The organism is Paenibacillus sp. EZ-K15 (assembly GCF_002573715.1).
Lineage (GTDB): Bacteria > Bacillota > Bacilli > Paenibacillales > Paenibacillaceae > Paenibacillus_AQ.
Window position 1 is genome coordinate 15967 of record NZ_PDHM01000026.1, and the last position, 12579, is coordinate 28545.

Here is a 12579-nt window from a genome sequence, read left to right on the forward strand (position 1 = left end):
CTATTCCGGCAGCTTCGTCAAAATTTCCATGCCATCCGGCGTGACTGCTACCGTATGCTCGAAGTGAGCACATAGTGAGCCGTCTACCGTTACAACCGTCCAGTTGTCTTCCAGCGTCTTGACATTCCGCTTACCCGAGTTGACCATCGGCTCGATCGCGAGCACCATGCCCGGTTTGAGTCTTGGTCCACGGTCAGGGATGCCATAGTTCGGAATTTGCGGATCCTCATGCAGTTCGGTACCCACACCATGACCAACGTACTCCCGGACGACAGAGAAACCTGCATCCTCGATATGACGCTGTATGGCATGAGAGATTGTAAACAAGCGGACATCGGGTTTGATTAGCGCAAGTCCAGCATAGAGCGATCCTTCCGTTACGTCCAGCAGACGCTGGGCCTCTTCGGAAATCTCTCCTACAGCGTAGGTCCATGCCGAGTCACCATGGTAACCCTGGTACTGTGCACCGATATCAAACGTAACGATATCACCCTCGATTAATTTGCGTTTGCCTGGAAATCCATGCACCAATTCTTCGTTGACTGATGCGCAAATGCTGGAAGGAAATCCGTTGTAGCCTTTAAAAGATGGCACAGCGCCTTGGCTTCGAATGAACTTGTCGGCCATAAGGTCAAGTTCCCCGGTCGTAATGCCCGGTTCTACATGAGCGGCAAGGAGTTTGTGGCATTCTGCCACGATCCTTCCTGCTTCTCTCATCAAGCTCAGTTCCGTTTCGGATTTACAAATGATCATTATACTTAACCTCTCAGTATAGACGCAATTTGTGATGAAACCGCGTCGATTTCCTGATCACCATCGATTTGACGCAAAAGACCTTTGTTCTCATAAAACGTGAGGAGTGGTGCTGTTTTGTTGATATATTCGTCTAAACGAATGCCGACGCTCTCTTCGTTATCATCAGAGCGCTGGTACAATTCGCCGCCGCATTTATCACAAATGCCTTCCTGTTTAGGAGGATTAAAGATCACATGATAAGTCGAACCACAGTTTTTGCAAATCCGGCGACCAGTAAGGCGAGCCAGAAGCTTTTCCCGATCAACTTTCAGGTTGATGACGTGATCGAGACCAGTATTCAAGCGGGCGAGAATGTCATCCAGCGCTTCCGCTTGCGAAAGGGTTCTTGGAAAACCGTCCAATAAAAAACCTTTTTCGCAATCGGACTGCTGCAGACGCTCTTCCACAATACCAATCGTTACGTCATCCGGTACCAGCAGACCTTGATCCATGAATTCCTTCGCTTTAATCCCGATGGGAGTTCCTTGTTTGATCGCGAGACGAAATGCATCGCCCGTTGAAATGTGAGGAATACCGAATTCATTCACGATGTTTTCTGCTTGCGTCCCTTTTCCTGCCCCAGGAGGACCCATGAATAAGATGTTCACCTTACGTCACTCCCTCCCCTTGATTGACTAGCAAGAACAACACAATAGGCGCCGGGAAGCGATACAGACCACTCGCCGGAACCTATCGCCTATTTATTGATAAAACCTTTGTAGTGACGTTTGATCAATTGGCTTTCGATCTGCTTCATCGTATCCAGTGCAACACCGACGACGATCAAGAGTGAAGTACCACCGATCTGAACCGTACGCGGAAGACCTGCAAGTGATCCAAAGAACACCGGAAGCACAGAGATCACGGCCAGGAACAACGCTCCTGTCATGGTCAGACGGGTCATAACCCGAGTCAGATACTTCTCGGTAGCTTTACCAGGACGAATGCCTGGAACATAGCCGCCGTTCTTCTTCATATTATCAGCCATTTGGTTCGGATTCATCTGCACGAAGGTGTAGAAGAACGTGAAACCAATGATCATGAGTACATACAGTACCATTCCAAGCGGGCTGTCATAAGCCAGGTTCGCCGTAATCCACTTCGCCCAATTCATGTGTGCCCAGAAGCTGGCCAGGATAACCGGGAATTGCAGCAATGACATCGCAAAGATTACCGGGATAACGCCTGCACCGTTAATCTTGAGTGGAATGTGTGTATTCTGTCCGCCGTACATTTTGTTTCCTACAACACGCTTCGCGTATTGAACCGGAATTTTACGGATACCTTGCTGAATGAATACAACACCGGTAATGATCAGAATCAAAATCAAAAGGATGATAACACCCTTCAGAATGTTCATAAACACTTGACCATCCTGAATGAAATTCGATTCAATCGTTGTCCGAATGTGCATTGGGATACCAGCAGCGATACCACCAAAGATAATGATCGAAATACCGTTACCGATTCCGCGTTCCGTAATCTGTTCGCCGAGCCACATCAAGAATGATGTACCTGCGGTAAGCACAATTGCGATCACGACAAAGTCGATAGTGGTTGCTCCAGGCACCATATCCATGCCATACAGGCGGTTAAACCCGACAGACATACCGAACGCCTGAATCAATCCCAATATTACCGTACCATAACGAGTAATTTGAGCCAACTGCTTCTTCCCGTGTTCCCCTTGTTTGTTCCATTCCGCAAACTTTGGAATGACGTCCATCGACAACAACTGCACGATAATGGACGAAGTAATATATGGAAATATCGAAAGGGCGAAGATCGAAAACTGCGATAGTGCGCCCCCCGAGAACGTGTTAAGAAGACCGAACAACTCATTGCCTGCCTGATTCGTCTGGGTAAAAACATCTTTGTTAACGCCGGGAACCGGAACAAATGATCCAATACGGAAGATGATCAGAACGAATAAGGTGAACAAAATACGCTTGCGAAGGTCATCCACACGCCATATATTTTTCAGGGTCTTAAACATTAGATCACCTCGGTTTTACCGCCGGCAGCCTCGATCTTCTCTACCGCAGATTGAGAAAACTTATTAGCTTTTACAGTCAAAGAAACGGTAACTTCACCGTTGCCAAGAATTTTGATTCCGCTCTTTGTATTGTTAACAATACCGCTCTCAACCAAAACTTCTGGAGTCACTTCAGTACCTGCTGCAAAGCTGTTAAGTTCTTCGATGTTCACAATCGCGTACTCTTTCCGAGTTGGGTTTACGAAACCGCGCTTCGGAAGACGACGGTACAATGGGTTCTGTCCACCTTCGAAGCCTGGACGTACACCACCGCCGGAACGAGAGTTTTGTCCTTTGTGACCGCGACCCGATGTTTTACCCGTACCACTACTAGTACCGCGTCCAACGCGCTTGCGTTCTTTGCGGGATCCAGGTGCTGGGCTCAGCTCATGTAACTTCATCGTTCGTTGCACCTCCTTAATATGTCCGGGAATACGTTGCCCGGGATTAACCTTCGATTTCTTTAACAGAAACCAGGTGATTTACTTTCTTGATCATTCCGCGAATTGCAGCATTGTCGCTTTGAACCACGGAATGGTTGAGTTTACGAAGTCCGAGTGTTTTCACGGTTGCACGCTGATCCTCTGGACGACCAATCACGCTGCGTACGAGGGTGATTTCAAGTTTAGCCATGAGATTCCCTCCTTAACCCAACAGCTCTTCGACGGATTTGCCGCGAAGCTTGGCAACATCTTCAACACGCTTCAGGCGGGACAATCCCTCCAAAGTCGCATTGACCATGTTCATGGAGTTCGAAGAACCTAGAGATTTTGTCAAAATGTCGCCTACGCCAGCCAGTTCAAGTACTGCACGAACCGGTCCGCCAGCGATAACTCCAGTACCTTCAGATGCCGGCTTCAACAATACTCGGCCTGCTCCGAAGTGACCTGTTACGAGGTGAGGAATAGTTGTTCCAACAAGTGGAATGTGAATCAGGTTTTTCTTAGCATCTTCAATACCTTTGCGGATTGCATCCGGTACTTCGCCTGCTTTACCGATACCTGCTCCTACCCAACCTTTGCCATCACCGACAACTACCAGTGCGCTAAAGCTAAAGCGACGTCCGCCTTTTACAACTTTAGCAACGCGGTTAATGTTTACTACTCTTTCAGTCAGTTCTAAAGTGTTAGGATCTACACGCAAGTCGTTTACCTCCTTTTGAAAATATCTTAGAATTCAAGGCCTGCCTCGCGAGCTGCCTCTGCAAGTGCTTGAATACGTCCATGATACAAGTATCCACCGCGATCGAATACGATCACTTTGTAACCTTTGTCTGCAGCACGTTTTGCAACGAGTTCGCCGACTTTACGAGCGGATTCAACGCTTCCGCCGTTCTTGATATCAGTAGCCAATTCTTTATCCAACGTAGAAGCTGATGCCAAAGTCACGCCAGCCACATCGTCGATCAATTGAGCATAGATGTGTTTCGAAGAACGGAACACGTTCAGACGTGGACGTTCTGCTGTGCCTTGGATTTTCTTACGGACACGCAGGTGTCTTTTCAGACGAGCTTTGTTCTTGTCTTGTTTCGTGATCATGTTTCCATTTCCTCCCTTCAGTTTTGCCTTAAGAGCTTCGCTTTTAGACGCATCGGGTAAGTATGGGAGAAGAAGTAAGTTATCCACCAGGTGAGACCCCGGTTAGCTAACTTATTTCTTCTTACCAGCTTTACCTTCCTTACGGATAATGCGTTCACCTTCGTATTTAATACCTTTACCTTTGTATGGCTCAGGCTCACGTACGGAACGGATCTTAGCTGCGTATGCACCTACGCGCTCTTTATCGATACCGCGAACGGTGATTTTTGTGTTTGTTGGTACTTCAAATTCGATACCAGCTTCCGGTGTAATTTCAACTGGGTGGGAGTAACCCACGTTCAGAACGATTTTATCTCCGGTTTTGCTTGCACGGTACCCGACACCTACCAACTCAAGGTTTTTCGAGAATCCTTCAGTTACACCGTTGACCATATTTGAGACAACGCTGCGGGTCGTGCCGTGAAGAGAGCGATGTGTTTTGTTGTCGGAAGGACGAACAACATTGATCTCGTTGTTTTCTACTGTAATTTGCATGTCTTTATGCAGTTCACGAGTCAAGGTACCTTTAGGTCCTTTTACAGTGATTACAGTGTTATCCAGTGTGACTTCCACACCGTTAGGAATAGCAATTGGTTTACGACCAATACGGGACATTCATTACACCTCCTATCTTGTGACGTTGATTACCATACGTAGCAGAGAACTTCTCCGCCAGCTTTGGATTGACGAGCTTCTTTGTCGGTCATAACTCCCTTAGACGTGGAGATGATCGCAATACCCAAACCACCAAGTACGCGAGGTACTTCGTTGCTCTTCGTGTAAACGCGAAGACCTGGTTTGCTGATTCTTTTCAGACCTGTGATTACACGTTCGTTGTTGGAACCATATTTCAGGAATACACGAATGATCCCTTGTTTATTGTCTTCCACAAACTCTGCATCACGGATGAAGCCTTCACGCTTCAAAATGTCAGCGATTTGTTTTTTAATCGTCGAAGCAGGCATTTCTACTGTTTCGTGGCGAACCGTGTTCGCGTTACGAATACGAGTTAGCATATCTGCAATTGGATCGGACATAGTCATGTAGGATAAACCTCCTTCCCGTTTATAAACTTCTTACCAGCTTGCTTTTTTCACGCCAGGAATCTGGCCTTTATAAGCTAATTCACGGAAACAAATTCTGCAAATTTTAAACTTCTGCAGTACCGAATGTGGGCGACCACAACGTTCACAACGGGTATATGCCCGTACTTTATATTTCGGTGTACGTTGTTGTTTAACTTTCATCGAAGTTTTTGCCACTTAGCCTGACACCTCCTAAATAGTTTCGGAGAAAAGGACAACCGTCTTATTTCGCGAAAGGCATGCCCAGTTGAGCAAGCAGTTCACGGGATTCTTCGTCGGTTTTAGCAGTCGTTACGATAACGATGTCCATACCGCGAACTTTATCCACTTTGTCATACTCAATTTCAGGGAAAATGAGTTGCTCTTTCAGACCGAGCGTATAGTTACCGCGTCCGTCAAATGCTTTGGTGGACACGCCTTGAAAGTCACGTACACGTGGAAGCGTAACGTTGAACAGCTTGTCGAGGAAGTAGTACATACGCTCACCGCGCAGTGTTACCTTCACACCGATAGGCATGTTCTCACGCAGTTTGAATCCCGCGATGGATTTCTTCGCACGGGTGATAACCGGTTTTTGACCAGCAATCAGCTGCATGTCGTTCACAGCGGAATCAAGCACCTTCGAGTTAGCTACAGCGTCACCTACACCCATGTTGACGACAACCTTCTCGATTTTTGGTACTTGCATTACTGTCTTATAGCTAAACTTCTGCATCAGAGCAGGAGTTACTTCGTTCAAAAAACGTTCTTTCATTCTTGCTGCCATGATTCAAGGACCTCCTTTCTAAACCGTCTTATTTATCGATAACTTCTCCGGATCTTTTTGCTACGCGAACTTTTTTACCGTTGTCCAGTACTTTGTAACCGATACGGGTTACTTTTCCGCTCTTCGGATCAACGTGCATAACGTTCGATACATGGATCGGAGCTTCCTTCTCGATGATACCGCCTTGTGGGTTCATTTGGTTTGGCTTCTGGTGCTTCTTGATCATGTTCACACCTTCAACCAAAACACGATTTTCACGAGGGTACGCTGCGATGACACGGCCTTTTTTGCCTTTGTCTTTGCCGCTGATGACGATAACAGTATCATCCTTTTTCACGTGCAGTTTGTTGCTATGGGATTCCAGAACTTTTTTCACTTTAGGCATTCGTTACACCTCCTATGACTAGCCAGTTCAACTATTTATCGGGTTCCCGAAAAGTTACGTCACTTTTTGGGGTGTTATTTAGATTACTTCCGGAGCCAAGGAAACGATTTTCATGTAGTCTCTTTCGCGAAGTTCGCGAGCAACTGGTCCGAAAATACGAGTTCCGCGTGGGCTTCTGTCGTCTTTAACAACAACAGCTGCATTCTCGTCAAATGAGATGTAGGATCCGTCTTTACGACGTACAGAACGTTTCGTACGAACGACTACCGCTCTTACTACATCACCCTTTTTGACAACGCCGCCTGGTGTTGCTTGTTTGACGGAACATACGATCAAATCACCGATTTGAGCTGTACGACGACCAGTACCACCCAATACGCGGATACACATCAGTTCCTTCGCACCGGAGTTGTCAGCAACAGCTAAACGTGTAAATGGTTGAATCATTTAAATTTCCTCCTTCCATCAAAAACTGATCATATCTTAGATGATAACCGCTTTTTCAACCACTTCTACCAATCTCCAGCGCTTGTCTTTGGAGAGAGGACGAGTTTCCATGATTTTAACGGTATCTCCGATTTGAGCTTGATTGTTCTCATCATGCGCTTTAAATTTTTTCGTGTATTTAATGCGTTTGTGATACAAGTCATGCTTCTTATAAGTTTCAACAGCTACAACAATGGTTTTATCCATTTTATCGCTGACAACTTTACCTACTTGCACTTTACGAGCATTGCGTTCTTCGCTCATTTGTTAGCCTCCTTCCTGAATTCAGAACAGTGAGTTCCGTATCATTAACTAATCCCAAGTTCTCTTTGACGGATAACGGTTTTAGCACGAGCTATTTCTTTGCGAACGTCACGGATCCGAGTAGGGTTGTCAAGCTGGCCTGTGGCCAATTGAAAACGGAGGTTAAAGAGTTCCTCTTTAAATCCGGCGATTTTTTGCTCGATTTCTGCAGTGGTTAAGTTGCGCAGTTCATTAGCTTTCATTTGCTTCACCACCCACTTCTTCTCGTTTCACAAACTTCGTTTTAACAGGCAGCTTGTGAGCGGCGAGACGCATCGCTTCGCGGGCGATTTCCTCGGACACGCCTCCAAGTTCAAACATGATCTTGCCTGGTTTTACAACGGCAACCCATTTCTCTACGTTACCTTTACCGCTACCCATCCGCACTTCGAGAGGCTTTTGAGTAATCGGCTTATCCGGGAAAATCTTGATCCATACTTTACCGCCACGACGAATGTAACGAGTCATTGCGATACGAGCAGCTTCGATCTGACGGTTCGTGATCCAGCCTGGTTCTGTAGCTTGCAGACCGAATTCGCCGAAGTTCAGTTCAGTACCGCCTTTAGCTTGACCTCTCATATGGCCGCGCTGTTGTTTGCGGTGTTTTACACGTTTTGGTACCAACATGATTAGTTGCCTCCTTCCTGAGCAGCTTGTTTCTTAGCCGTAGGAAGAACCTCTCCACGATAGATCCATACTTTCACGCCGATACGGCCGTAAGTCGTATGCGCTTCTGCTGTACCATAGTCGATGTCTGCACGAAGCGTATGAAGTGGAACAGTTCCTTCACTGTAGCCTTCCGTACGAGCAATCTCGGCTCCGCCAAGACGTCCGCTGACCGATGTTTTAATCCCTTTTGCTCCAGAGCGCATAGTTCTTTGAATTGCTTGTTTCAGTGCACGACGGAAAGACACACGACGTTCCAACTGTTGTGCAATGCTTTCAGCAACAAGAATAGCGTCCAGTTCAGGGTTTTTAATTTCAGAAATGTTGATGTGAACTTTTTTACCGCCGGCAATTTTAGTCACTTGTCCGCGCAGTACTTCTACTTCGGACCCACCTTTACCGATAACCATACCAGGCTTCGCAGTGTGGATCGTCACGTTCACACGATTAGCCGCTCTCTCGATTTCGATACGAGATACAGCGGAGTCTTTCAATTTATTTTTCAGGTATTCACGGATTTTCACGTCTTCCAGCAAAAGATCACCGAAGTCTTTGCCTGCATACCATTTGGATTCCCAATCACGGATAATACCGATACGGAGTCCTACTGGATTTACCTTTTGGCCCACACGTTTTCCCTCCTTATTTTTCAGCTACCACCAAAGTAATGTGGCTGGTGCGTTTATTGATCCGGCTTGCACGTCCCATCGCACGCGGGCGGAAACGTTTCATAGTCGGTCCCTGGTTGACATAAGCTTGCGTCACAACCAATTTAGTTACATCCAAAGAGTAGTTATGCTCAGCGTTTGCGATAGCCGAGTTCAAAAGCTTCTCAACAACCGGAGATGCAGCTTTCGGAGTGTGACGAAGAATTGCGATCGCTTCGCCCACTTGCTTACCACGGATCAAGTCAACAACGAGTTGAGCTTTACGAGGAGCAATACGAATCGATCTAGCATGTGCTTTTGCTTCCATATGTTTAACCTCCTCTCAAACAAAGAGCTTCATTAATTATCTTCTTGTTTTCTTATCATCTTCATGACCTTTGTAAGTACGAGTTGGAGCGAACTCACCCAACTTGTGTCCTACCATGTCCTCTGTTACATATACAGGTACATGTTTACGACCATCGTATACTCCGAACGTGTGACCGATAAATTGCGGGAAAATAGTGGAGCGGCGGGACCAGGTTTTGATCACAGCCTTTTTGCTTGCGCTGTTCATGTCCTCCACTTTTTTGAGCAGATATCCGTCAATAAAAGGTCCTTTTTTCAAACTACGGCTCATATTGAAATCCTCCCTTCACCAAATTGTCTCGTTACCTTCGAGCCTGTCACGAAGCTATGCACAATCGCGCATTACTTCGTGCGGCGGCGAACGATATATTTGTCAGAAGCTTTACCTTTTTTACGTGTTTTGTAACCAAGGGTTGGTTTACCCCATGGAGACATAGGCGATTTACGTCCGATTGGAGCGCGGCCTTCACCACCACCGTGAGGGTGATCGTTAGGGTTCATTACCACACCACGTACTTCAGGACGTTGTCCAAGCCAGCGGCTACGACCAGCTTTACCGATTTTGATCAACTCATGGTCTTGGTTACCCACAGAACCGATGGTTGCACGGCAAACTTTTAGGATGCGGCGAACTTCACCGGAAGAAAGACGAACAGTTACGTACTTATCTTCTTTACCGAGAAGTTGAGCTTCTGTACCAGCAGCACGAACCAATTGTCCGCCTTTACCTGGTTTCAATTCGATGTTGTGGATAACGGTACCTACCGGAATGTTCTCCAGTGGAAGTGAGTTACCAATCTTGATGTCAGCACCTACTCCAGATACTACTTGGTCTCCAACTTTCAGACCTTTAGGAGCGATGATATAACGCTTTTCACCATCTACATAGTGAATCAGAGCGATGTTGGAAGTACGGTTCGGGTCGTATTCGATTGTAGCAACGCGACCTGGAATGCCGTCTTTATTCCGTTTGAAGTCGATGATACGGTATTTACGCTTGTGTCCGCCGCCATGGTGACGAACCGTAATTTTACCTTGGTTGTTACGGCCAGCTGTTTTGCTCAGCGGAGCCAGCAACGATTTCTCCGGCTGATTCGTGGTGATTTCTTCGAAAGTCGACACGGACATGTTGCGTCGAGCCGGGGATGTCGGTTTATACTTTTTAATAGGCACTGAATTTTCCCTCCTTACTTAAGAAATTCTTATTCAACCGATTCAAAGAACTCGAGCGGTTTGCTGTCTGGAGCCAAAGTCACGATCGCCTTTTTCCATTCGGTTGTGTAACCGGAATAACGGCCATAACGCTTTGGTTTAGCAGGGACACGCATCGTATTCACATTCGACACTTTAACTTTAAAAATAGATTCGACAGCTTGCTTGATCTCGGTCTTGTTAGCGCGGATATCCACTTCAAAAGCATATTTCAGCTCTGCCATGTAGTCAGCCGTACGTTCCGTGATCACCGGGCGCTTGATTATATCGCGTGGGTCTTTCATTACGCGAGCACCTCCTCTACCTTCTGAACTGCTTCCTTCGTTATGATCAGTTGATCGTACGACATTACGTCAAGAACATTAATGCCGTCAGCCGCTACGAATTTCACACCAGGAATATTACGTGCGGAAAGGGCTACATTATCATCATAGCTTGGAGCAACGATCAGAGCTTTACGGCCTACTTTCAGGTTGCTAAGGATGTTAGCAAACTCTTTCGTTTTCGGCGTATTCAGCGTCAATTGATCCAATACGATAATTGCGTTGTCAATCACTTTGGAAGACAATGCGGATTTGATAGCCAAACGACGAACTTTCTTAGGAAGTTTAAACGTGTAGCTGCGCGGAGTTGGTCCAAATACCACACCGCCGCCTTTCCATTGTGGAGAACGGATCGAACCTTGACGAGCACGGCCAGTACCTTTTTGTTTCCAAGGCTTACGTCCGCCGCCGCGTACTTCAGAACGTCCTTTTACTTTGTGGGTACCACGACGAAGGGAAGCGCGCTGCAACAATACTGCACTGTGCAATACGTGTACGTTCGGCTCGATGCCAAACACAGCTTCATTCAATTCTACTTCGCCAACTTGGCTACCGCTGACATTATAAAGTGCTACTTTAGGCATTCTTTGTTCCTCCTTTCTTTAGGCGATTATTTCTTCACCGTTTCTTTGATTTGAACGAAACCTTTTTTAGGTCCAGGAATGGAGCCTTTAACAAGGATTACGTTACGCTCTGTGTCGACTTTGACAACCTCGAGCTTTTGAATCGTAACTGTCTCATTGCCCATGTGACCTGGCAGGCGTTTTCCTTTAGGAACACGGTTTGCCTGGATCGAACCCATGGAACCTGGTCTACGGTGATAACGGGAACCGTGAGACATTGGTCCGCGGCTTTGGCCCCAACGTTTGATTACACCTTGGAAACCTTTACCTTTGGAGATACCCGTTACGTCAACAAATTCGCCTTCTGCGAAGACATCAGCCTTCAGCTCTTGTCCAACCTCGACACTCGCGAGGTCAACACCGCGAATTTCGCGAACGTAGCGCTTAGGCGCAGTGTTTGCTTTTTTCGCATGGCCTGCTTCTGGTTTGTTAGATCTGTTCTCTTTCTTATCAGAGAAACCGACTTGAATCGCTTCGTATCCGTCGTTTTCCAGATCTTTCTTTTGAAGAACAACACAAGGACCTGCTTCGATAACCGTTACAGGAATTACAACACCCTCAGGGGTAAACACTTGAGTCATTCCGAGCTTTCTACCTAAGATACCTTTCATGTTGACACCTCTTTTCTCTTCTCTAATTCATTATGCAATGCTTACAGTTTGATTTCGATATCTACACCGGACGGCAGGTCCAAGCGCATCAAGGCATCCACAGTTTGTGGAGTCGGGTTCACGATGTCGATCAAGCGTTTATGTGTACGCATTTCGAACTGTTCCCGAGAATCCTTATACTTGTGCACCGCACGGAGAATGGTAATTATTTGTTTCTCAGTTGGAAGCGGGATCGGACCGGATACACCAGCACCCGAACGTTTTGCTGTCTCAACAATTTTCTCAGCGGATTGATCAAGAACTCTGTGGTCGTATGCTTTCAAGCGAATACGAATTTTTTGCTTTGCCATTTTATTCCCTCCTTCTATCGCCCAATTTGGTATCGGACATACTCCGCGAAAATTTTCCAACCACCCACCTCATGGCAAAGGGGCCGGGTGTGTCGGTAACCTCTCACATCATCGCAACGTCGCAGAACAACATTCACTATTATATATAAAAGATAGGCGTATTGCAAGCACTAATTCATAATTAATATGTATTTGCATCTTTAACCGAAAGTTGCAGAACTTGGCTAATAGATTTCATCGGTTTTTGCATATCATAATGTAACGATCTTTCTATTATATATAATAGAAAGTTTCGAATTAAATAACTGATATCCATCAGAGAATGTAATTAGATTATTGGGGCTGA

General features: G+C 46.3%; 24 protein-coding genes. All 24 read right to left on the minus strand.

Going from position 1 to position 12579, the window contains the following annotated elements:
- Positions 1-753: a type I methionyl aminopeptidase gene (map, locus tag CRG97_RS29440; RefSeq protein ID WP_098749097.1), complete on the minus strand. Its 753-nt coding sequence runs from the start codon at positions 751-753 to the stop codon at positions 1-3.
- A gap of 5 nt (positions 754-758) precedes the next feature.
- Positions 759-1403 (minus strand): adenylate kinase, encoded by a 645-nt coding sequence (locus tag CRG97_RS29445; RefSeq protein ID WP_009589204.1) that lies wholly within the window; start codon positions 1401-1403, stop codon positions 759-761.
- An 89-nt stretch (positions 1404-1492) separates the two neighbouring features.
- Entirely contained in the window at positions 1493-2791 is a 1299-nt protein-coding gene (secY, locus tag CRG97_RS29450; RefSeq protein ID WP_076326217.1) for a preprotein translocase subunit SecY, read from the minus strand.
- On the minus strand, positions 2791-3231 hold the full coding sequence (gene rplO, locus CRG97_RS29455; protein ID WP_006212903.1) for a 50S ribosomal protein L15: 441 nt from the start codon (positions 3229-3231) through the stop codon (positions 2791-2793). The genes secY and rplO overlap by 1 nt, the downstream gene beginning before the upstream one ends.
- Positions 3232-3277: 46 nt before the next feature.
- Positions 3278-3463: a 50S ribosomal protein L30 gene (gene rpmD, locus CRG97_RS29460; protein ID WP_076326218.1), complete on the minus strand. Its 186-nt coding sequence runs from the start codon at positions 3461-3463 to the stop codon at positions 3278-3280.
- A gap of 12 nt (positions 3464-3475) precedes the next feature.
- Positions 3476-3973, minus strand: coding sequence for a 30S ribosomal protein S5 (gene rpsE / locus CRG97_RS29465; protein WP_009589212.1), 498 nt, complete (start codon positions 3971-3973; stop codon positions 3476-3478).
- A 26-nt stretch (positions 3974-3999) separates the two neighbouring features.
- Positions 4000-4368: a 50S ribosomal protein L18 gene (rplR, locus tag CRG97_RS29470; protein WP_076326219.1), complete on the minus strand. Its 369-nt coding sequence runs from the start codon at positions 4366-4368 to the stop codon at positions 4000-4002.
- 111 nt (positions 4369-4479) lie between these two features.
- Positions 4480-5022 carry a 50S ribosomal protein L6 gene (rplF, locus tag CRG97_RS29475; protein ID WP_076326220.1) on the minus strand — a complete coding sequence of 181 codons (543 nt, stop codon included), beginning with the start codon at positions 5020-5022 and terminating at the stop codon, positions 4480-4482.
- A 29-nt stretch (positions 5023-5051) separates the two neighbouring features.
- Positions 5052-5450 carry a 30S ribosomal protein S8 gene (gene rpsH, locus CRG97_RS29480; protein ID WP_006212908.1) on the minus strand — a complete coding sequence of 133 codons (399 nt, stop codon included), beginning with the start codon at positions 5448-5450 and terminating at the stop codon, positions 5052-5054.
- A 33-nt stretch (positions 5451-5483) separates the two neighbouring features.
- Positions 5484-5669, minus strand: coding sequence for a type Z 30S ribosomal protein S14 (locus CRG97_RS29485; protein WP_074961883.1), 186 nt, complete (start codon positions 5667-5669; stop codon positions 5484-5486).
- Positions 5670-5715: 46 nt separating this feature from the next.
- Complete coding sequence (rplE, locus tag CRG97_RS29490; RefSeq protein ID WP_076326221.1) at positions 5716-6258, minus strand: 50S ribosomal protein L5; 543 nt, start codon at positions 6256-6258, stop codon at positions 5716-5718.
- A gap of 28 nt (positions 6259-6286) precedes the next feature.
- Positions 6287-6643 (minus strand): 50S ribosomal protein L24, encoded by a 357-nt coding sequence (rplX, locus tag CRG97_RS29495; protein ID WP_006212910.1) that lies wholly within the window; start codon positions 6641-6643, stop codon positions 6287-6289.
- A gap of 78 nt (positions 6644-6721) precedes the next feature.
- Positions 6722-7090, minus strand: coding sequence for a 50S ribosomal protein L14 (rplN, locus tag CRG97_RS29500; RefSeq protein ID WP_006212911.1), 369 nt, complete (start codon positions 7088-7090; stop codon positions 6722-6724).
- Positions 7091-7126: 36 nt separating this feature from the next.
- The gene (gene rpsQ / locus CRG97_RS29505; RefSeq protein WP_098749098.1) at positions 7127-7393 is read right to left on the minus strand and encodes a 30S ribosomal protein S17; all 267 of its coding nucleotides are present in this window, start codon (positions 7391-7393) and stop codon (positions 7127-7129) included.
- A 44-nt stretch (positions 7394-7437) separates the two neighbouring features.
- Positions 7438-7635 carry a 50S ribosomal protein L29 gene (gene rpmC / locus CRG97_RS29510; RefSeq protein ID WP_098749099.1) on the minus strand — a complete coding sequence of 66 codons (198 nt, stop codon included), beginning with the start codon at positions 7633-7635 and terminating at the stop codon, positions 7438-7440.
- Positions 7625-8059, minus strand: a complete 435-nt coding sequence (gene rplP, locus CRG97_RS29515; protein WP_009589221.1) for a 50S ribosomal protein L16 — start codon at positions 8057-8059, stop codon at positions 7625-7627. The genes rpmC and rplP overlap by 11 nt, the downstream gene beginning before the upstream one ends.
- Positions 8060-8061: 2 nt before the next feature.
- The gene (gene rpsC, locus CRG97_RS29520; RefSeq protein ID WP_006212915.1) at positions 8062-8727 is read right to left on the minus strand and encodes a 30S ribosomal protein S3; all 666 of its coding nucleotides are present in this window, start codon (positions 8725-8727) and stop codon (positions 8062-8064) included.
- A 13-nt stretch (positions 8728-8740) separates the two neighbouring features.
- Positions 8741-9073 (minus strand): 50S ribosomal protein L22, encoded by a 333-nt coding sequence (rplV, locus tag CRG97_RS29525; protein ID WP_015737624.1) that lies wholly within the window; start codon positions 9071-9073, stop codon positions 8741-8743.
- A 36-nt stretch (positions 9074-9109) separates the two neighbouring features.
- A complete protein-coding gene (gene rpsS / locus CRG97_RS29530; protein ID WP_023964919.1) occupies positions 9110-9385 on the minus strand; it encodes a 30S ribosomal protein S19 in 276 nt (91 codons plus the stop codon).
- A gap of 71 nt (positions 9386-9456) precedes the next feature.
- Positions 9457-10287, minus strand: a complete 831-nt coding sequence (rplB, locus tag CRG97_RS29535) for a 50S ribosomal protein L2 (protein ID WP_076326223.1) — start codon at positions 10285-10287, stop codon at positions 9457-9459.
- Between the two features lie 29 nt (positions 10288-10316).
- Positions 10317-10610, minus strand: a complete 294-nt coding sequence (rplW, locus tag CRG97_RS29540) for a 50S ribosomal protein L23 (RefSeq protein WP_006212919.1) — start codon at positions 10608-10610, stop codon at positions 10317-10319.
- Positions 10610-11233: a 50S ribosomal protein L4 gene (gene rplD / locus CRG97_RS29545; RefSeq protein WP_098749100.1), complete on the minus strand. Its 624-nt coding sequence runs from the start codon at positions 11231-11233 to the stop codon at positions 10610-10612. The genes rplW and rplD overlap by 1 nt, the downstream gene beginning before the upstream one ends.
- Before the next feature lie 26 nt (positions 11234-11259).
- Positions 11260-11883, minus strand: coding sequence for a 50S ribosomal protein L3 (gene rplC, locus CRG97_RS29550; protein ID WP_076326225.1), 624 nt, complete (start codon positions 11881-11883; stop codon positions 11260-11262).
- 41 nt (positions 11884-11924) lie between these two features.
- Entirely contained in the window at positions 11925-12233 is a 309-nt protein-coding gene (rpsJ, locus tag CRG97_RS29555) for a 30S ribosomal protein S10 (protein WP_006212922.1), read from the minus strand.
- Positions 12234-12579 lie beyond the last annotated feature (346 nt).

Bases quoted from the DNA above. Each gene is read 5' to 3' on its own strand.
- map (WP_098749097.1), bottom strand. From the start codon at position 753: ATGATCATTTGTAAATCCGAAACGGAACTGAGCTTGATGAGAGAAGCA.
- secY (WP_076326217.1), bottom strand. From the start codon at position 2,791: ATGTTTAAGACCCTGAAAAATATATGGCGTGTGGATGACCTTCGCAAG.
- rplO (WP_006212903.1), bottom strand. From the start codon at position 3,231: ATGAAGTTACATGAGCTGAGCCCAGCACCTGGATCCCGCAAAGAACGC.
- rpmD (WP_076326218.1), bottom strand. From the start codon at position 3,463: ATGGCTAAACTTGAAATCACCCTCGTACGCAGCGTGATTGGTCGTCCA.
- rplR (WP_076326219.1), bottom strand. From the start codon at position 4,368: ATGATCACGAAACAAGACAAGAACAAAGCTCGTCTGAAAAGACACCTG.
- rplF (WP_076326220.1), bottom strand. From the start codon at position 5,022: ATGTCCCGTATTGGTCGTAAACCAATTGCTATTCCTAACGGTGTGGAA.
- rpsH (WP_006212908.1), bottom strand. From the start codon at position 5,450: ATGACTATGTCCGATCCAATTGCAGATATGCTAACTCGTATTCGTAAC.
- rplE (WP_076326221.1), bottom strand. From the start codon at position 6,258: ATGGCAGCAAGAATGAAAGAACGTTTTTTGAACGAAGTAACTCCTGCT.
- rplX (WP_006212910.1), bottom strand. From the start codon at position 6,643: ATGCCTAAAGTGAAAAAAGTTCTGGAATCCCATAGCAACAAACTGCAC.
- rplN (WP_006212911.1), bottom strand. From the start codon at position 7,090: ATGATTCAACCATTTACACGTTTAGCTGTTGCTGACAACTCCGGTGCG.
- rpsQ (WP_098749098.1), bottom strand. From the start codon at position 7,393: ATGAGCGAAGAACGCAATGCTCGTAAAGTGCAAGTAGGTAAAGTTGTC.
- rpmC (WP_098749099.1), bottom strand. From the start codon at position 7,635: ATGAAAGCTAATGAACTGCGCAACTTAACCACTGCAGAAATCGAGCAA.
- rplP (WP_009589221.1), bottom strand. From the start codon at position 8,059: ATGTTGGTACCAAAACGTGTAAAACACCGCAAACAACAGCGCGGCCAT.
- rplV (WP_015737624.1), bottom strand. From the start codon at position 9,073: ATGGAAGCAAAAGCACATGCTAGATCGATTCGTATTGCTCCTCGTAAA.
- rpsS (WP_023964919.1), bottom strand. From the start codon at position 9,385: ATGAGCCGTAGTTTGAAAAAAGGACCTTTTATTGACGGATATCTGCTC.
- rplW (WP_006212919.1), bottom strand. From the start codon at position 10,610: ATGAAAGACCCACGCGATATAATCAAGCGCCCGGTGATCACGGAACGT.
- rplD (WP_098749100.1), bottom strand. From the start codon at position 11,233: ATGCCTAAAGTAGCACTTTATAATGTCAGCGGTAGCCAAGTTGGCGAA.
- rplC (WP_076326225.1), bottom strand. From the start codon at position 11,883: ATGAAAGGTATCTTAGGTAGAAAGCTCGGAATGACTCAAGTGTTTACC.
- rpsJ (WP_006212922.1), bottom strand. From the start codon at position 12,233: ATGGCAAAGCAAAAAATTCGTATTCGCTTGAAAGCATACGACCACAGA.